This is a genomic window from Butyrivibrio sp. VCD2006 (assembly GCF_000423925.1).
Lineage (GTDB): Bacteria > Bacillota > Clostridia > Lachnospirales > Lachnospiraceae > Butyrivibrio.
Genome location: NZ_AUIX01000016.1, coordinates 66,925 through 85,097, shown reverse-complemented (window position 1 = coordinate 85,097; position 18,173 = coordinate 66,925). Strand labels below are relative to the sequence as shown.

At 41.8% G+C, this 18,173-nt stretch carries 14 protein-coding genes; 9 read left to right on the top strand and 5 right to left on the bottom strand.

Annotated features, from left to right (window positions below; genetic code table 11):
* Nucleotides 1-28 precede the first annotated feature (28 nt).
* The 6 genes from G586_RS0107920 to G586_RS0107895 all read left to right on the top strand — a co-directional run bounded on the left by G586_RS0107920 (nucleotide 29) and on the right by G586_RS0107895 (nucleotide 7,223).
* Entirely contained in the window at nucleotides 29-1,411 is a 1,383-nt protein-coding gene (locus G586_RS0107920; protein ID WP_026527329.1) for a TldD/PmbA family protein, read from the top strand.
* Complete coding sequence (locus G586_RS0107915; RefSeq protein ID WP_026527328.1) at nucleotides 1,412-2,710, top strand: TldD/PmbA family protein; 1,299 nt, start codon at nucleotides 1,412-1,414, stop codon at nucleotides 2,708-2,710.
* A 118-nt stretch (nucleotides 2,711-2,828) separates the two neighbouring features.
* On the top strand, nucleotides 2,829-3,527 hold the full coding sequence (locus G586_RS0107910) for a hypothetical protein (RefSeq protein ID WP_051204646.1): 699 nt from the start codon (nucleotides 2,829-2,831) through the stop codon (nucleotides 3,525-3,527).
* A 166-nt stretch (nucleotides 3,528-3,693) separates the two neighbouring features.
* Nucleotides 3,694-5,067, top strand: coding sequence for a sodium-dependent transporter (locus G586_RS0107905; RefSeq protein ID WP_026527326.1), 1,374 nt, complete (start codon nucleotides 3,694-3,696; stop codon nucleotides 5,065-5,067).
* A 124-nt stretch (nucleotides 5,068-5,191) separates the two neighbouring features.
* Nucleotides 5,192-6,214: a DMT family transporter gene (locus G586_RS0107900; protein ID WP_242831986.1), complete on the top strand. Its 1,023-nt coding sequence runs from the start codon at nucleotides 5,192-5,194 to the stop codon at nucleotides 6,212-6,214.
* Between the two features lie 199 nt (nucleotides 6,215-6,413).
* Nucleotides 6,414-7,223, top strand: a complete 810-nt coding sequence (locus G586_RS0107895; protein WP_026527324.1) for a YlmH/Sll1252 family protein — start codon at nucleotides 6,414-6,416, stop codon at nucleotides 7,221-7,223.
* 6 nt (nucleotides 7,224-7,229) lie between these two features.
* On the opposite strand, the gene G586_RS0107890 is transcribed toward G586_RS0107895, so the two are convergent.
* Nucleotides 7,230-8,486 carry a DNA polymerase Y family protein gene (locus G586_RS0107890; RefSeq protein WP_026527323.1) on the bottom strand — a complete coding sequence of 419 codons (1,257 nt, stop codon included), beginning with the start codon at nucleotides 8,484-8,486 and terminating at the stop codon, nucleotides 7,230-7,232.
* Nucleotides 8,474-9,121 (bottom strand): YkgJ family cysteine cluster protein, encoded by a 648-nt coding sequence (locus G586_RS0107885; RefSeq protein ID WP_026527322.1) that lies wholly within the window; start codon nucleotides 9,119-9,121, stop codon nucleotides 8,474-8,476. The genes G586_RS0107890 and G586_RS0107885 overlap by 13 nt, the downstream gene beginning before the upstream one ends.
* A 209-nt stretch (nucleotides 9,122-9,330) precedes the next feature.
* Between G586_RS0107885 and G586_RS0107880 the strand changes: the two genes are divergently transcribed.
* A complete protein-coding gene (locus G586_RS0107880) occupies nucleotides 9,331-11,145 on the top strand; it encodes a carboxylesterase/lipase family protein (RefSeq protein WP_242831985.1) in 1,815 nt (604 codons plus the stop codon).
* Here G586_RS0107880 and G586_RS22180 read toward each other — a convergent pair whose 3' ends face one another.
* The 3 genes from G586_RS22180 to G586_RS0107865 all read right to left on the bottom strand — a co-directional run bounded on the left by G586_RS22180 (nucleotide 11,146) and on the right by G586_RS0107865 (nucleotide 14,604).
* Complete coding sequence (locus tag G586_RS22180) at nucleotides 11,146-11,481, bottom strand: helix-turn-helix domain-containing protein (protein WP_051204644.1); 336 nt, start codon at nucleotides 11,479-11,481, stop codon at nucleotides 11,146-11,148.
* Nucleotides 11,482-11,792: 311 nt separating this feature from the next.
* On the bottom strand, nucleotides 11,793-12,014 hold the full coding sequence (locus G586_RS0107870; RefSeq protein WP_026527320.1) for a hypothetical protein: 222 nt from the start codon (nucleotides 12,012-12,014) through the stop codon (nucleotides 11,793-11,795).
* A gap of 265 nt (nucleotides 12,015-12,279) precedes the next feature.
* Entirely contained in the window at nucleotides 12,280-14,604 is a 2,325-nt protein-coding gene (locus G586_RS0107865) for a putative bifunctional diguanylate cyclase/phosphodiesterase (protein WP_026527319.1), read from the bottom strand.
* A gap of 129 nt (nucleotides 14,605-14,733) precedes the next feature.
* On the opposite strand from G586_RS0107865, the gene G586_RS0107860 reads away from it, so the two are divergent.
* Both G586_RS0107860 and G586_RS0107855 read left to right on the top strand, forming a co-directional pair.
* Nucleotides 14,734-16,296: a hypothetical protein gene (locus G586_RS0107860; protein WP_026527318.1), complete on the top strand. Its 1,563-nt coding sequence runs from the start codon at nucleotides 14,734-14,736 to the stop codon at nucleotides 16,294-16,296.
* A 129-nt stretch (nucleotides 16,297-16,425) separates the two neighbouring features.
* Entirely contained in the window at nucleotides 16,426-17,784 is a 1,359-nt protein-coding gene (locus G586_RS0107855; RefSeq protein WP_026527317.1) for a transglutaminase domain-containing protein, read from the top strand.
* Nucleotides 17,785-18,173 lie beyond the last annotated feature (389 nt).

Here is an 18,173-nt window from a genome sequence, read left to right as displayed (position 1 = left end):
ACTATAAAAAAGTATTGGAGGAGAAGGAATGCCGGAAGATATTTTAACAGGACAAAAGAGCCTCTTTGAGACAGGGGTACAAACTGTTCTAAGGGGACAGGAAAACAGAATCAGAAAGATCTCGATCCAGAACGGCAATCTTGTTACTAATGCAAGATCCGAGGGGAGCGGAATCTGCGCCAGAGTGTATTTAAAAGGAGCCTATGGCTTTGCTTCAACAGCAGAGTATTCTGCAGAGGCTGCGGCAAAGACTATTAAGGCAGCAACAGAGAATGCAAAGTATCTTGATAAGTTCAATTCGGAAAAGAAAAATGCATATCCCATGATAGCAAACTCATATGTGACATCACCCAGAATGATAATTGATTATGAGCAGAAAAAGCTTGTTGATATCTGCAAAGAGGTTGATGCGTACATAGAGAAGAACTACACGGACCTTCTTAGCCGCGCGGTTTCTTATGATGAGGTCACAATGGAGAAAATCATTGTTACTTCAGATGCGGCAGATGGCCATGTTGCATATCCCAGATGCAGAATCATTGTTGATCTTGGTATGAAATCAAGGGACGGACAGCCGGTTGAGCTTTTTAAAATGTTCTTTGGCTGCGGCCATGCCGGTGAGTATTTTGCTGATCTTAATCCCATCTATGAGGGAATAGACGAGCTTTATAAAAATCTGAAGGATAAGGCTAACGGTGTTTACGCTGAGGCGGGTCTTAAGACAGTTATTCTTCATCCCGATGTTGCAGGAATGATCGCCCACGAGGCGGTTGGACATACTGTTGAGGCAGACCTTGTTCAGGGCGGATCAGTTGCGGGAGCCAATCTTGGAAAACAGGTTGCATCTGAGCTTGTCAGCATCGTGGACTTTGCTCATACAGCTCTTGGAAAAGATGCACCATTCCCGGTTTATCTTGATGATGAGGGTGTTGTTGCCAAGGATGCGGTTCTTGTTGAAAACGGTATCCTTAAGGGCTTTATGCATGACAGAGAAAGCGCTCTTTTCTATGGTGCAGAGCCCTGCGGTAATGCAAGAGGATATGAATTCTCAGATGAGCCTCTTATCCGCATGAGAAATACTGCGGTGCTTCCCGGAAAGGATAAGCTTGAGGACATGATAGCTTCTGTCGATGACGGATATTATCTCCTTGGAACAGGCAACGGACAGGCTGATCTTACCGGTGAGTTCATGTTTGGAATTACTTGCGGGTATGAAATCAAGAACGGAAAAATCGGAAGAGCGATCCTTGATACAACAGTTTCCGGCATCGCTTTTGATATGCTTAAAACAGTTGATATGGTATCTGACTCCATGATCTGGTGGGCAGGAATGTGTGGTAAAAAGCAGATGATGCCTGTTTCAACAGGTGGCCCGGCCATCAAGTGCAAAATAACGATCGGAGGTAGATAAATGGCAGACTTACAGAAGGTATCGGAAATCATTTTCGATTATATAAAGACTAAAGGCGATATAAAGGCAGATTTCTCCATCAATGAGACAGAGACCAACGAGATCACTATGAAGGATGGAAAGTTCACACTTTTCAGAACTCTGTTTGATAATGATATTGCGATTAAGGTTATCAAGGATAATAAGAAGGCAGCCACCAGTATAAATAAATTTGATAAGGAGACAATTGAGAAGGCAATTGATGAGGTTATCGCTTCTGCTGAAGCGGGAAGCCCCGATGAGTGCTTTGATATTGCACCCGGACTTGAGCCTAAGGAGTTTTTTGGTAAAGCCCTTACTCCTGATATTGAAAAGCTGATGAATAGAACTCTTGAGCTTTCAGAGGATATTGCTGCAAGACATAAGAAGATACTCCTTATTGAGATGTTTGCTAAATATGTAAGGGGACGTTCAATTTTCATCAATACAAACGGCACAAGAGACGATTCAGAGTATGGCTACTATGAGGTTGCTGTCGAATTTGCGGGAAATGACGGAACAGCTTCAACGGGAATAGCGGGTTCTTTTCTTAGATTCGATAACCTCGATGAGAGGCTCATTGATCTTGGAAGCATTGAGAGGGACCTTCAGGATGCAGAGAACTCCCTGAATCCTATAAAAATCAGCGACAAGTTCGAAGGTGATGTTATACTTACTCCTTCCTGTGCTGCACAGATGATCGGAGGCACACTTATGAATTCTGTCTCTGATTATGTTCTGATAAGTAAGACCAGCCTATGGCTTGATAAGCTTGGAGAGCAGGTTGCTTCGCCCCTTCTTACGGTTCGCAACAAACCCTGGGATGAGAGGATCGTTGTGCATGAGGTTCATACCGCAGACGGCTTCAGGGCAGAGGATTATGATCTGATTGAAAAGGGTGTGCTTAAGAGCTTTGCTGCCAGCCTCTATGCTGCAAATAAGTGCAAGGTTAAGCCCGCTCCCTGCTCAGGATTTTATCTTGTTGTTGATGCAGGTGAAACTCCCTATGATGACATGGTAAAGAGTGTGAAAAGAGGCCTCATAGTTGGCTCTGTTTCAGCAGGAGCACCCGGTGCAAACGGGGAAATCTCCGGTGTTGCCAAGAATGCTTTCTATGTTGAAAATGGTGAGATAAAAGGCGCTGTCATTGAGACTATGATAAGTGGTAATCTTTTCGACATGCTGAAGAATATTAAGGCAATATCCAAGGAACAGACCTGTGATGGCATGATGGTAATGCCAAGTCTCCTTGTTGGAGATGTTACAATTCAGGGTAACTGATGCATAAAAGCCTTCTACCATTAGGGTGGTACAAAAAATATAAGCCTTCCCCCTTTTGGGGGCGCAAATCGTCCGGGGGACGATTGCTCTGCGCCGACCGGAGCGGAGCGAAGACAAGGTGTCAGCGAAGCTGACGGATGAGGGTAATTTGAAGTACAACAACAGATCCATGGATTTTCTTGAGATGATCAAGAACAATCCTGACAAGAAAACTGAAAACGCGAAAAAGCTTACACGGACCATTTCAAAGCGTAAGAGCGAGGGAGTCTTCGCTGTAATAGATACAGAGACCAACTGGTACAACGAGGTGATGTCCATAGGAATCGCCCTGGGAGATGCTGCGACGTTTAAATGCGTTGGGGCAAAGTACTATATAATCGATCCCGAGTACAGGAAAGGCGGTATGTATTCTGAGGTTATGCATGTTGTAAAGAGCATTCCCAGTGAAGTTATGTCCAGGGAGGATGCACTTTTAAGTATGTCCAAGTGGCTTGTTGAAAATGGCGTTTCGCAGCTCTATGCCTACAATGCCAAATTCGATAAAGGCCATCTTGAAGAGCTTAGTGATTTTGAATGGTTTGATATCATGCGACTAGCTGCTTACAAACAGTACAACAAGTGCATTCCTGAGAGTGCTGAGTGCTGCAAGACCGGAAGACTTAAGAGAGGATATGCTGTCGAGGATATTTTGAAAATGCTAAGCGGTGACTATTCTTATAGTGAAGTACACAATGCCGTGATGGATGCGATAGATGAACTTAAAATAATGGAGCTTCTCGGACATTCCCTTGATGTCTATGATTGCGGGAAACTTTGATTAATTTACATCAATTTTTTGAGCATAATGATGTTTTTTGTATTGAAAAAATGGCTTATACAGTGCAGAATAAATAAGTTATGTAATTAAATGATGACATGAGAAAGTAAAAAATTATTTATCCTTTCGATATAAAAAATAATGTGTTGTCATCATAATTTAAAAACTGGAGGTTATTTTGAAAAAAAGAAGTTCATTTTCGGGTAAGTTGGGGTTTGTTCTGTCCGCAGCAGGCGCATCTGTAGGACTTGGTAATATCTGGAGATTTCCTTATCTTTGTGCGCAGTACGGCGGAGGTATTTTCCTTCTTGTATATATCATTCTTGCGATTACCTTTGGTTACACCATGATCATCGCAGAGACAGCGATTGGAAGAGCAACAAAGAAAAGCCCTGTAGGTGCTTTTGAAGCTCTTGGTCACAATAAGATCATGGATCTTGGAGGCTGGATAAATGCTATTATTCCTATCCTCATCGTTCCTTATTATTCTGTTATCGGTGGTTGGGTATGTAAGTACCTTTTTGAATATATCGTGAGCTCACCTGAGAAGATTGCAGGCGATGATTTCTTCGTAGGATTTATCTCAAACGGTGTTGCCGCTGAGATTTGGTTTATGGTTTTTGCAGTGCTTGTTCTTGGCATCATCTTCATGGGTGTTAGAAACGGAATAGAGCGCGTATCCAAATTTATGATGCCTATACTTGTTGTACTTGCGATTATCATCTGTGTATATTCAGTTACAAGACCCGGTGCGATTGAAGGTGTTAAGTATCTGTTTATTCCGAATTTTAAGCACTTTTCAATTATGACTGTAGTTACAGCAATGGGTCAGATGTTCTATTCACTGTCCATAGCAATGGGTATTCTTATCACCTTTGGCTCTTATGTGAAAAAGGATGTCAGCATCGATTCATCAACAAGACAGGTTGAGTTTTTTGACACAGCTATTGCGATACTTGCAAGCCTTATGATCATTCCTGCAGTGTTCGCATTCTCAGGCGGAGACCCGGAGAACCTCAAGGCAGGTCCTTCACTTATGTTCATTACCATGCCTAAGATTTTTGCAAGCATGGGATTTGGACGCGTGATCGGAATTCTCTTCTTTGCACTGGTACTTTTTGCAGCCCTTACAAGTGCTATTGCTCTTACTGAGAGCGCTGTTTCAACTTTCTCGGATGAGTTTAGATGGAGCCGCAGAAGAGGCACAGTCATCATGGGTGTGATTATGCTAATCCTTGGAAGCTTGTCATCACTTGGTAACGGACCTCTTGCAAATGTGAAGATAATCGGAATGGATTTTCTTTCCTTCTTCGATTTCATCACCAACAATATCATGATGCCTGTTGCAGCTTTTGCAACCTGCTTCCTTATTACTAAGTTCGCAGGTATCGATCGCATTGCCAACGAGGTTGAGCAGGACGGACATCCCTTCAGAAGGAAGAAGACTTTCACCTTCATGATTCAGTTCCTGTGTCCTGTTTTTGTAATGATCATTCTTGTAAGTGCTATCCTGAACGCATTCGGAATTATCAGTATGTAATAAACTAAGGAACAGATTGAAATACCACATAAAGGTATGTAAAATGAATATTTGAAAATGTAAACATGAGGTAAGACGCGTGGATATTACATGCGTCTTTCTTGTTATATATCAGGAGGATAAATTGCAGTCACTTAATAAAACTAATAATAACTTCAAATCGAAAATAATAAGCGCTTTCCTTCTCCTTCTGGCTTCAGTGGTTTGGGGAGCGGCTTTTGTTGCGCAGTCTGTAGCAGGCGAGAGTGTCGGAACCTTCTCGTTTAATGGGATTCGCTTTCTTATAGGTGGATTGTGTATGCTGCCCCTTTTACCAAGGAAGAGCAGGCTCTCTGACGAAGACTCCATGAGCTCAGAGAACGTGATCGGAGCTACAAAGAATTCTGGATTTAAGATGGGCCAGATTAAGGGCGGAATACTATGCGGACTTGCCCTTTTCTTTGCATCAACCTGTCAGCAGGCCGGAATAGCAGCAGGAGCAAGCGCAGGTGAAGCCGGTTTTATCACGGCATTTTATATTATTCTTGTTCCTGTACTGGGACTATTCCTTGGGAAAAAGTGCTCGAAGCTTGTAGCACTGGCAGTTGCCATTGCGATTACAGGACTTTACTTTCTGTGTTTTGACAGCTTTGGTGAACTCGTATCATCAGGAATCAAAGTCCTGTCATTTGCTGATATCATGCTTCTTGGATGCGCTTTTCTGTTCTCAATCCAGATACTTGGAGTGGACCATTATGCGCCTAAGATGAACCCTGTTGTATTGTCATGCGCTCAGTTTTTTACTACCGGAATCATTTCTCTTATTTGTGGAATCTTTTTTGAACTGATACCGGATCCTGTCGGCTGGTTCGCTGCACTGTCTTCATTCAAGGCATGGATACCTATTCTTTATACAGGAATTTTTTCAAGCGCCGTAGGTTACACCCTGCAGGTTGTGGGGCAGAGAAACTTAAACCCTGCGGTAGCATCTCTTATAATGAGTATGGAGTCGGTATTCTCCACGATTTTCGGCTGGCTTATCCTAAAGCAGATGATGTCCGGAAGGAAGCTTCTTGGATGTGGTCTTGTGTTTGCCGCAATTTTGCTTGCACAGTTCCCCACTAGGTCCAGAGTAGCAGCCATAAAGAAGAATAAGCAACAAAAGTGAAGATTGTAGTCGAACTTGTGGCAGATTTTTCTACTGGGAGCAATAATATTAAAGAACATAACCATAATTGTGGAAACGACGCTGATAATATACAACAGTATCAGGTAGTAAGATGAGATTTGTTGTTTTCTGACTATAATGGCATGTAAGATTTAGAAGATATAAGATATATAAGATATAGAAGGTTTGAAAAGAATATATGGAAGAAAAATCAAGAGATTACCTGGCAGGCCGTCTTAGGGACCTTGCGGGCAAAGCATATCAGAATAGCTTTTTAACACACACGGATTTTCTGTCGATTTCAGAGCTCTCGTGTGTTTTTCAGATATTTGCCTCCGAAGGAATACCCTCAAATGTGCACGAATACTGCGGATCAAGGTATGTTATTTACGGCGGTTTCGAGGATGCAGAGAGAGCAATGGTCTGCTTCCTTCCTGATTACCTTGATGAAGAGAGCTTTCTTGCTGCTGAAAATGCAGAGCCTTCAGTTTTAAAATGTATTCATGTTACCCCTGTTAATAACAAGTTCTCTGATGACCTTAATCACAGAGATTACCTCGGTGCACTAATGAATCTCGGAATTGAGAGAGATCAGATAGGAGATATTCTGACAGGAGAAAAGGAAGCATATATCTTTGCTACTCCTGAGATAGGAGAGCTTATCTGTAAGGAGCTTATCCGAATCAGACACACATCAGTTAAGTGCACATTCGTCAATCCATCTGAATGTGACATCAGTCCTGCTTTTAAGGAGATTGATGGCAGCGTGGCATCGGAGAGAACAGATGCCATCATCGCTTTCGTGTATCATCTGTCACGCTCAGAGGCTCAGAAGCTCATAGAGAGCGAATCAGTTTTCATAGATGGGCGCACAGCTTATAGCGGTGGCTATGACCTAAAGCCCGGAGCCAGAGTATCCGTAAGAGGCCATGGCAAGTTCATATATCTAGGCCAGAGCGGTACCACAAGAAAAGGCAGGTGCTATGTTAAGGTTAAGCTGTTTGTATAGCTGATTTTATAATCCTTTATGGATAAGTCCATCCCCGAATTTGTCGCGGATGGATTTTTCCATTTGCGAGAGTTTATCTTCCTTTTCCTGCTTTTCTTTTTCGGCGCGAAGTTCTTCCTTTCCAGTGGTCATCCAGTCAAAGAGATTGCCCTGTCTGAACTCGCCGTTATCGAGATGGTCTACGCCGACTCCAACAAGTCTTATTCCGATATTGTCTTCAAAGAGCCCATCATCTCCGGTGAGGAGCTCGCCCAATAGCTTCATGGCATTATCATAGATCACATCGGCATCGTTTGTTGATACCGGGAGCTTTAGCTGTCTTGAAAAACGTTTGAATTCTTCGGTTTTTACCTGAACACTTATAGTTCCGCCAAAGACATTGTCCTTTTTAAGGCGACCTGAGACTTTGTCGGAAAGTCTCCTGACTATGGGCGGCATATCTGTATCAAAATTGGCGGAGGTTATATCGTTCTTTGTGGTTGTCTCATTAGAATAGCTCTTGGGATCATCGCGCTCAGGATGAACAACATCGGACCCGATTCCCCGCGCACTCCTGTGTATGTACTCTCCGGATTTTTCTCCAAGCTGCGATATGAGAAGCTCTTCGGAATAGTTAGCGGCATCACCAATGGTTCTGATACCTATGGAACGGAGTCTTGCCGCGGTTTTCTTGCCGCAACCATAGAGATCCCCAATATCAAGAGGCCACATTTTTTCTTGGACCTCTGAGGGGAAAAGAGTATGAGTCTTGTCGGGCTTTGTAAAATCGCTGGCCATTTTTGCAAGGAGTTTATTGCTTGAAACTCCGACGTTAACAGTAAATCCAAGGTTTTCCCTGATCTCATCGCGAATCATTTTTGCGACGTTAAGAGGGAAGTCCTCGGCGGGATATACGTACTTCAAAGTTGTGACATCAAGGTAGGCTTCATCAATAGATACCTGCTCCAAAAGCTCAGAATAGGAGCGCAGTATAGCTATAAAAGCATTCGAATATTCTCTGTATGTCTGAAAATCTGATGGTACCACCACAAGCTTTGGACACTTTTGAAGCGCACTGTTTATGGGCTCAGCTGTCTGAATGCCATATTTTTTTGCGGGAATCGATTTGGCTGTCACTATGCCGTGTCTTGTTTTTACATCACCGCCGACAACGGAGGGAATCGTTCGAAGATCAACAGCGTTCGGATCTTCTTTAAGTCTTTTAACCGCTGTCCAGGACAGGAAGGCAGAGTTGACATCCACATGAAAAATTATGCGGTCCATACAGCCATCCTTTCCTCAAATTGTGTGTAGAAATCCTGAGTGGTATCGTAATCAGCTATATAAAATCTCTGAAGCAGCATCATATTAACCTGCTTTAACTGTTCCTGTGGCATTTCCTTGGCACAGTCAGTAATGTTCTTTAGTGAATAATGCCATTTATCTATATAGGATTCGTATCTTGCAAAGTCAGGAGTGTCAATCCACTTCTTTATCTTGATCTTTGTCTGGCGCTCCTTGTGGCATTCATGTATCTGAAGAAAATATTTGTGAGTATCATTTTCATAGATTCTTCCGAGAGGGAAAAGTCTGCAGATGCCAGGTCTGTGAGGATGAATGCTGCATCTACCTTCATCATTAAGAAAAGTGCAGGCGTCACCGGCTCCCATTTTAAGACAGGGCAGGATAACACCATCTGCAACTCTCAGCTCGAGATTTTCAGTAAGAAGCTCCTCGAAGGTTTTCCCAAGTCCTTTTTCTAATCTGTAAACATCGTAGGGATCTAAGGTGATGGAGTCACCCATACCGGTGCAGCAGGCGTGGCAGCCGCTACAGTCATCGACTCCCAGCTTTGCCATGTCGTTTGCGTCATATCTTTTTCCATCAGAAATTTGGTCTATATCAACGTTTCTATTCATAATAATTCACCATTCGTTTTATAATAATATAGATAGCCTGTAAACGTACTGCATTGTAGTAACATTTACGACACTATTCATATTATATCGTAATTGACAAAACTATGAAAAATGATTACATTATAAAAATACATTAAACACAATTTAATTAAATAAAATACAAGTAATGATTTTTACGAAGAAAGGTTAAGAAAATGTTGTACGGTGTTTTGATTGTATTACTGACAGCTGTTTATATATTTATTCTCGAACTCTCAAAGAACACTTTTTTAGGGTGGGGAATAGGAATTGCATTAGCGATAGTTTTGCTGTTTGTAAGACATTATTTAAAGAAAAAGGATCTGTGGAATATTAAAATGGCAGCAGGCTTTTTACTGATTCTGCTTGCTTTGTTTGCAATTAATTATGAGTTCACAGCACCGCCTGTTAAGAGGGTTCCGGCAGTGACATATAAAAATCCTATAGTCACAAAGAAAATACATGTGGCACAGGGTGATATTACCGGTGTATATGATGAGGGTAAAGAGGTTGAGATTTTTGCAGGAATCCCCTATGCCAAGGCACCTGTCGGCGATCTTAGATGGGAAGAACCGCTAGAGCCCGATAGCTGGGCAGGTACAAGGGCCTGCGATACATACGGACCGATGTCGATGCAACCGTCATCATCTGTATTGTACTCATCTCTTTCTCAGATTCTTGGTACCCATGATTATCGCTTTTCACTTACTGATCAATATAAAGAGGAGATGAGTGAAGACAGCTTGTATCTGAATGTATACAGACCGGCTGATTACGATGGAGAGCCGCTTCCGGTTGTGTTCTTTATTCATGGAGGTTCACTTACTACAGGGCAGTCATACTACACTGAATATCGAGGCGAGAGCTTTGCGAAAAAAGGAGTTATCTTTGTTAACTTCGCATATCGTCTTGGAATTTTCGGATATATGGCAAATAAAGAGCTTGCTGACGAATGCACAAACGGAACGACAGGTAACTATGGACTTCTTGACCAGATAATGGCACTAAAATGGGTTCATGAAAACATCGGAGCCTTCGGAGGGAATCCTGATAATATCACAATAGCCGGTGAGTCTGCGGGATCATCGTCTGTTAATGCACTCTGTGTATCGCCTCTTACCAAGGGACTTTTTGTCAGAGCTATTGCGGAGAGCAGCGGAATAGGAATGAAAAAGCCATATCACACCTTCAGGGATATGGATGAGGCACTTGCTACCGGTGAAGAGATACTAAAGGAATTCAATGTTAAAAATGTAAGCGAGCTTAGGAAGATAAGTGCGGACAAGCTTGTAAAGACCGCAACTCAAAACAGCAGCATGTGTGTGGATGGATATGCAATAATTGAACAGCCATATCTTACATATGAAAAGGGAGAAAACCACGAGCAGGCACTACTTAACGGATCAAACCTCAAGGAGGCTGATGCATTTTTACTTAGCACAAAGGCTACTTCCGATAACTATGAGGAGATTCTTCAGGAGGTCCTTGGAGATAACGCGAAAAAGGCAGCAGAGCTTATTCCTCCCGGAGCCGTGGAAAGAGATAGCTATTTCATAATCGATCCTAAGGGGGATGCGAAGGGCAGCCTTAACTTTGTTTATAGCGATGCATGGTTTTCCTATAGCCACAATGTGTGGAGTAAATACATGGAAGAGCAGGGAAAGCCTGTGTATCAATACTTTTTCACAAAGACCAATCCGTACCTTAGTAATAACCATGCGGGCGAAATGCCCTATGCGTACGGAAATCTTTCATATCATCCGGGAATGTATGATGACAGCGATTATGCGCTCTCAGAGATCATGCTGACATATTGGACCAATTTTGCCAAGACCGGAGATCCCAATAAGGGAAGCGAAGATTCTGATGTAGAGCTTCCAAAATGGCCACAGTGGAATTACGAAGAAGATAAGTTGTTAGAGTTTAATGATGAGGTCAGACTTATAGACAATCCTTATCATGAATTGAATAAGCTTATAGACGAATATCAGAATAAGGAGGAGTGATCATTTGCCTTTAAGCTTCAGGATATTTTTAATAATCTCGTAGATATTCTTTTGATCATGCATGGGTTCCTGCTCGATGAGAAGATATGTTTTCATCGCATAGGAATCCTCTGCATTATCTACTGTTTCAATGTTTTTGAGAAAATCTGACATGGTGATATCGAGACTCTTGGTGATCTTGTAAATCGTATCAATAGAAGGCGTCTTGACACCACGTTCAAGCTGTCCGATATATGAAGGGTGGAGCTCACTTTGAAGGGCAAGCTCTTCCTGACTGATTTTTCTCTCTTTTCTGTGAAAACGAATGCGATTTCCGATTTCTGTAGTGATATCCATGAAGGTCTCCCTTTGAAAAATGAATTGTTGCAGAGGTTTTGTGCACTTTCGTTCAATGTTTCAATAAATTAAATACTAAAGATTGCGTGGATTATCTCAATTTACGATGGTATACATTTTGCAAATATAGATACTATAGAATCAATAAAATGCAATCAATTAATATTAGCAAAATTTAATAGAGTACAATACTTATATTTTTGATTTGTATTTATTATTTTTTGCTGATAATGAAAATGCATTATCGAGGCTTTTCCTAAAACAATGGGGCACCTGAATTGTTCGTTCAGGTGCCCCATTAAGATATAAGGTTATATATCTTTGTTGTCCAGATATGCTTCAAACATATCCAGGTTTTCTAAAAATCTGTAGACATTTAAAAGCTCGTCTCTTAGAAGATTCCTTGAGCGTTCATAGTAGGCCAGCTCATCCTTAATAAACTTATAGGTGTTGGTGCAGTGCATGGCATAAATCAGGGCTTCTCCCTGCGTGCCGCTTTTGAATAAAACATCCTTTATCGTATTGTAGTTCATTGGTCTGTACCTCCTTTCAACAAAAAGAGTATCGTGTGAAAAAGGTTATAAATGAATAATACATAGGTGAATTTGTAAAGTATAGATTCAATAAAAATGATAAGAAGAAAAGACGTACAATGGTCATGAATTATGGGGAAGATTGAACTGTTAATTCTTTTTTTAAGAAATATTGCGTAATTTTTATTAAATTTATGCAGATAGTTGAGGATTAATAGATTAAAGGGACCGCCGCGATGATAATAATTTTTCCGGCAAGGTCCCTTTAGTTTTTAAGAAAATTCTCTTTGAATTCTGAAGCTGAGCAGGGCTTTCCGTAGAAGTAGCCCTGTGCTATGGTTATTCCGATTTCCTTTAGTTTTATGGCCTGGTCTTCATTTTCGATACCAACAGCGCAGGTTTTTATCTGCAGTGAGTCGGCCAGGGCGTGAATGGAACTTATCAGCTGAAGTGCCTTCTTATCCCTTCCGGCACGGTCCACCAGTGAAGGAGAGAGCTTTATCATAGTGAAGGTGCAATCAAGGAAATTGGATAGTCGCAGTTCGCCGCCACCAAAGTCGTTAAGACAAAGCGGGAAGCCATAACTACCAAGATCCAGCAGGGCCTCCTTTGAGGTTTCCTCAGCACTTAGCATTACATTGGTGCTGATATCAAGTCCCAGTTTGCTTGACGGAAAATCTTTATCCTGGGTAATTTTCTTTAAGTGACCTATGAAAGCTGAATCAAGTAGCTGCAGAGCAGACATATTTATTGATAAGTTAAGCTCTCTGCCGCTTTCGTCGTTCCATTTCTTTATCTGATTAACTGATTCCGTCGAAATCCATTTTCCAAGCTCACCCATAAGACCACATTCTTCAGCGATAGGAATCAGTTCACCGGTGGAGTATTCAAAGTCGATTTTACGCTTGAGCCTTGGGAAGACCTCAGCACCTATCAGCTTTCCGGTTTCGATTTCTACGATAGGCTGATAATTCAGGGTGAAATCAAGGTCAGGATCTGCTTTTTTAAGTATGTTTTCAAGTATCTTGTGGTGCTCAACGGATTCTACAAGAGCTTTGTCAAAGAACTTGTAGTCGTCTCTGATTGAGCTCTTTTTTACAGAGTACATTGCTGCATCGGCATAAGAGACGATGAGGCTGGAATCCGAGGAGTCCTCAGGGTATAAGGAAATGCCGATACTGCCTGACAGATTAAAGCTATAGGTGTCTAGAACAACGGGTGTATCAAACAGCTTTTGAAGCTTTTCTGCAGCTTCAAGTACATCCTTCCTGTTTATAACGTCCTCCATGACGATCATGAATTCATCACCGCCGGTTCTGAATGGGATGAGATTTTTAGGAAGCCTAAGCATTCGCTGTCCAAATTCCGCAAGAACACGGTCACCCATATCATGACCGTAGGCATCATTGATAGGCTTGAAGTGATTTAGGTCTATAGCAAATACAGCATAGCTCTGACCGCTATGTGAATATTCATTTGTCAGGTTGCGAAGGTACATGGCATTGTATCTTCTGTTATAAATGCCAGTGAGAATATCCGTGGATGAAAGCTTTTGTAAATTCTCATATGCAAACTGCAGATCCTTGGTCTTTTCCTCAACCTGCTTTTCAAGAAGCTGGTTTTGTTCTTTCTGCTGTTTTAAGAGGGCTTGATCCATCAGCGTGTTATCGTGGGTGGCTGACATGATCCAATATCCCATGATCGCGATGAGAATGAAGAAAAATTCATTCTCCGAGAGGAAATGGATAAAGTAAAAGAAAATGTCTATAGCTACAAGTACAGCCACGAGAATTTTCAGGAACTTAGAATTACTTTTGGTTCGTTCATAGTTAGTGACATCAAATGTGTGACCATACTCTGATTGTGAAAAGGTTCCATGGGCGATCATAATGATAAAGAGCATGTACAACAGATTCATGTACACATTCTCCGGATCACGGCCCAGGGCTTCTTTATAGGTATAGTCAAAGTCAATAAGAATGTAGAAGAAAATTCCAAGAGGAATAAAGCATGTGCCCTTTCTTAATGTGAGCCCCTTTACCATAGTGATAAAGAAGAATAGGATCATCATAATAAAGAAATTAATGAATATATATAAAAGAGCACGTGCGTACTGTATAGGATCAGGCTGATGACCATTTAGAAGAACATCGAGGAATTTTCTCAGAAGTACAAAACCGATTATTGTAATGGCAAAGGAACTGAAGGCTATTCTGTTAAGTGAGTCTTTGTTGAGCTTTCTGAACAGATAAAGTACAAGCGCAAGACCAAAGAAATAGTTAGGCAACAAAAACAGAACAGAACTGATATTATCAAGAATATCAACTTCGCCAAGCAAAACCGATGAGTTGTAAATAACATCACCGATGGTCCAGGAGAGGACTCCGAGACCGAGCAGTGTCATGTGCTTTTTATATGGCTCGCAAATGGATGCGCTTATATAAATTACAGAAGCTGCAAGAGACGCCGTAAGAGGAGAAAAAGTGCGCATTAAAACTGAGACACCGGAAATGGTGCTCAGAACAAAGAAAAGGTATGAAATCATTAGTGCAACAAGAATTGTCTTATGTAGACGCTTTAATTTTTCCATACTCTGTCTCGTGCTTTGTTGGTTGATATTACGTTTAAATTATACTTCACATAAGCCTTCTATTTATAAATATAAAATGAAAAGATTATTTAAATTATGCTAAAATTGTCGTGACAGGAGCTAATAAAGATGACGACTAAGAAAAGAGATACACTTATTTATATATACCTTGGAATTTCCGTGCTTTGCTGCCTTGTGCTTGCTACAAGGTCTTCATTTCTTTACCCGTTAAACAACTGGGATGATGCGAACAGCTATTTTTCTATGGGTAAGGCACTTTTCAACGGGAAAATGCTCTACAGAGACGTGTTCGACCAAAAGGGCATGTATCTGTATTTTTTATATGGGCTTTCCTATCTTGTCTCACATACCACCTTTACAGGAGTGTTCATCCTGGAGGCAGTTTTGGGTTTTGTAGATATAGCATTTTTCTACCGGATAATCACTATGTTTACCGGGAGTAATACGCATATGAGGAAAATGCTTGCGGGGATTTTAGCTACCTTCACCTTTGCTGCTATCGTATGCTCCAGGAGCTTTTGGTGGGGAGGAGCAGCTGAGGAAATCTGCCTTCCGTTTTATGTGATAGGGCTTTATCTTACTTTGGATTATTTTAAGAATGGCTATCCAAATGGTGTCATGCCCTTTAAGACAGTTTTACTTGGCGGCATAATGGCCGGGTTTATCGCGAACATCAAATTTACAGGACTTGGCTTTTTCTTTGCGTGGATGATGATGGTGTTCTTTTCATATCTTGCACATAAAGAAGTTGCTTTGGGTATAAAGGCATGCTTTGTTTTTCTTTTTGGTATGTTTCTTCCGTTTGTTCCGTGGATCATCTACTTTGGAATTCAGGGCGGACTTTATGAGTGGTACTGGGGATATGTGTATGTGAATGTGTTCGTGTACACGAAGGTCGAGAGTGAAAATCCCGGACTTTTAGGAAAGCTTAAGGACCTGGCCAAGATACTCTACTGGCTTATAAGAGATGACTGGCAGTACTTTGCACCTGTTATAGTCGGAATGTTTGGAAGTGTTTTGGGACTAAAGAAAAAACTGCTTGCAAGACTAAACGTCCCTGTATTGTTTGCGTTTATGTTCCTTGGATTTTTCGGAGGAGGAAGAGAACTTCCATATTATTCACTGCCTCTTTCTGTTTTCGCTGTGCTTGGTTTTTCATACCTTGGATATGTGATAACAACGCTTGCTTTTTCTGAAGAGAATGGTCAAGAGATAAGAGACAAAGCCGGAAATAATAGTGTTTTTGAGGGCATTGCAGCTGCTGTTTGTCTTGCGCTTTCCACGGTATTTATTTTCCTTAATTCCATGAACATACCGTTTATGAAGGTAACAAGAGATAGTTATTTCATGTACAGATTTCGTGATGAGGTGCTCGAAACTGAGAATTCCACGCTTCTTAATGTGGGATGCCTTGACGCAGGACTTTATACCTTGTGCGATATTGTGCCAAGCTGCAGATGGTTTCAGACACAGACGCTAAATATTGATGAGCCGGAGAATAGCCCTTATCTTGAACAGGAGCGATACGTGAGAGAGGGACTTATAGATTATGTGCTTGTCAGAGATCACCTTCCTGATTCGATAAATGATCATTACGATCTTATCGACAAAGAAATATATGGCTGGGATGGTAACGAATTTACGTATTATCTTTATAGAAAAGCGCACTAATTATTTGCATATTTTTTATAATAATTTAATGTTAAAACTAAATAGGATTACATATAATGAAAATGAAAGGGGGCTTATTGCTCCCTTTTTATGTTAACGGATTAACAGTAATTGCACAGGGACGTGACTATGAGAAAAATATTAGAAAACATTGCCTATGGAGTACTGGGCATCATATTCGCCTGTATGGCGTTCATTATAGCGTGCGCAATTAATCCCGACATCGGGGTTTGGGTTGGTGCGCTTCTTCAACCTGCAGATGAGGAAGAGGTCAAGGTAGATACTTCAAACAAGTACTACGTCGAGGTTCCGGATTGGGACTATATCTACGGAAGAACCGAAAAAGAAGAAACTCCGGAAGAGGAAGATGGGTCAAGTCTCGGTGACATGATAACAAATGCTGTCACCGGTATTTCTGATGCCATAGCAGAGCTTGAAGCGACCGAAGTAAGTAATCCTGCTGATAATGACATTACAGTTGAGGATGTGGCAGATGCTGCGGATGCAGTTGTGGATGTTCTTACTGGAAAAGGAATCCAGGTTGTCGTGGAGTCGGATGAAAATATGGCCAAGTCTACAGGCGACAGCTCGGGTACAGTGAGTAAGGAGGATGAAGAAATATCTGAATATGCCCCCGGGGTACCTGTAGGAAAGAACGGCTACGAAGCTTTTGATCCGGAGATAATTGAACTGGAAGATCCGGGACTTGCAAGACAGGCTATCAACAGCGTGGATTATGGTGAACTTGGCGACGGCCTTACTTTTGATTCTGAGTTTTATCCTTATTACAACATGCTGAGCGAAGAGGGAAAAGAACTCTACAGGCAGATATACGCAAACACTATTGCGCTAAATCCTGCCTTCAGACCTATTCAGCAGGTGTCAATGGATACGATGCAGATGATAATAATGAGCGTTGTATTTGATCACCCCGAGCTCTTCTGGCTGGATACCACCTTCTATCAGGAATACGATTATCAGGGTGTGGCTATTAAGCTTCGTCTTCGTTACTATGACAAGATCACGGATATACGTGCCGCCAACACGAAGTTCAAAGCGGCAGCAGATGCCATTTTAGCAGGAGCGAGCGGACTATCCGATAATTATGAAAAAGAGCTGTATATACACAATGTTCTTGCAGACAAGATAACCTACAAGCACAATCCACTTGATCAGAGTGCATACAGTGCAATAGTAGGTGATAACACAGTCTGTGCCGGATATACCAAGGCGTTCCAGTATCTTATGCAAAGACTTGGAGTTCCCACATATTTCTGCGCCGGATATGCCGGTGAGATGCATGCATGGAACATTATTAAGCTCGGTGATAACTATTACAACGTAGATGTGACCTGGGATGATCAGGATCCTACAGTCTATGATTTTTATAATCTCTCTGACAGAGATAACTATAAACACAAGAGAATGTACAATTCAGTTTATCTGCCATCATGCGATGAGGGAACCTTTATCGCTGTGGTGGATTGAGGAATCATCTTGGGCAAGCCCCTGCTGTGAAGCGATTCATGGCAGGGGTATTTCTTGAAGCTCTTTTCTTTTTTCTGCGGCCGCACATACAGTTTTCAGGCAACTGCGGCCGCGTTTTTGGCTTGCTTCATAGTATTCCCAAAAGCTTTTCTGCCCATAACCGCGGCCGCACATACAGTTTTCAGGCAACTGCGGCCGCGTTTTTGGCTTGCTTCATAGTATTCCCAAAAGCTTTTCTGCTTATATCCGCAGCCGCACATACAGTTTTCAGGCAACTGCGGCCGCGCTTTTGGCTTGCTTCATAGTATTTCCAGAAGCTTTTCTGCCCATAACCGCGGCCGCATATACAGTTTTTAGACAGCTGCGGCCGCGCTTTTGGCTTGCTTCAT

What these genes read in the sequence shown, in the direction of transcription:
- G586_RS0107860 (WP_026527318.1), top strand. Translation starts at nt 14,734, where the DNA reads ATGACGACTAAGAAAAGAGATACACTTATTTATATATACCTTGGAATT.
- G586_RS0107855 (WP_026527317.1), top strand. Translation starts at nt 16,426, where the DNA reads ATGAGAAAAATATTAGAAAACATTGCCTATGGAGTACTGGGCATCATA.
- G586_RS0107865 (WP_026527319.1), bottom strand. Translation starts at nt 14,604, where the DNA reads ATGGAAAAATTAAAGCGTCTACATAAGACAATTCTTGTTGCACTAATG.
- G586_RS0107920 (WP_026527329.1), top strand. Translation starts at nt 29, where the DNA reads ATGCCGGAAGATATTTTAACAGGACAAAAGAGCCTCTTTGAGACAGGG.
- G586_RS0107870 (WP_026527320.1), bottom strand. Translation starts at nt 12,014, where the DNA reads ATGAACTACAATACGATAAAGGATGTTTTATTCAAAAGCGGCACGCAG.
- G586_RS0107895 (WP_026527324.1), top strand. Translation starts at nt 6,414, where the DNA reads ATGGAAGAAAAATCAAGAGATTACCTGGCAGGCCGTCTTAGGGACCTT.
- G586_RS0107885 (WP_026527322.1), bottom strand. Translation starts at nt 9,121, where the DNA reads ATGAATAGAAACGTTGATATAGACCAAATTTCTGATGGAAAAAGATAT.
- G586_RS22180 (WP_051204644.1), bottom strand. Translation starts at nt 11,481, where the DNA reads ATGGATATCACTACAGAAATCGGAAATCGCATTCGTTTTCACAGAAAA.
- G586_RS0107915 (WP_026527328.1), top strand. Translation starts at nt 1,412, where the DNA reads ATGGCAGACTTACAGAAGGTATCGGAAATCATTTTCGATTATATAAAG.
- G586_RS0107890 (WP_026527323.1), bottom strand. Translation starts at nt 8,486, where the DNA reads ATGGACCGCATAATTTTTCATGTGGATGTCAACTCTGCCTTCCTGTCC.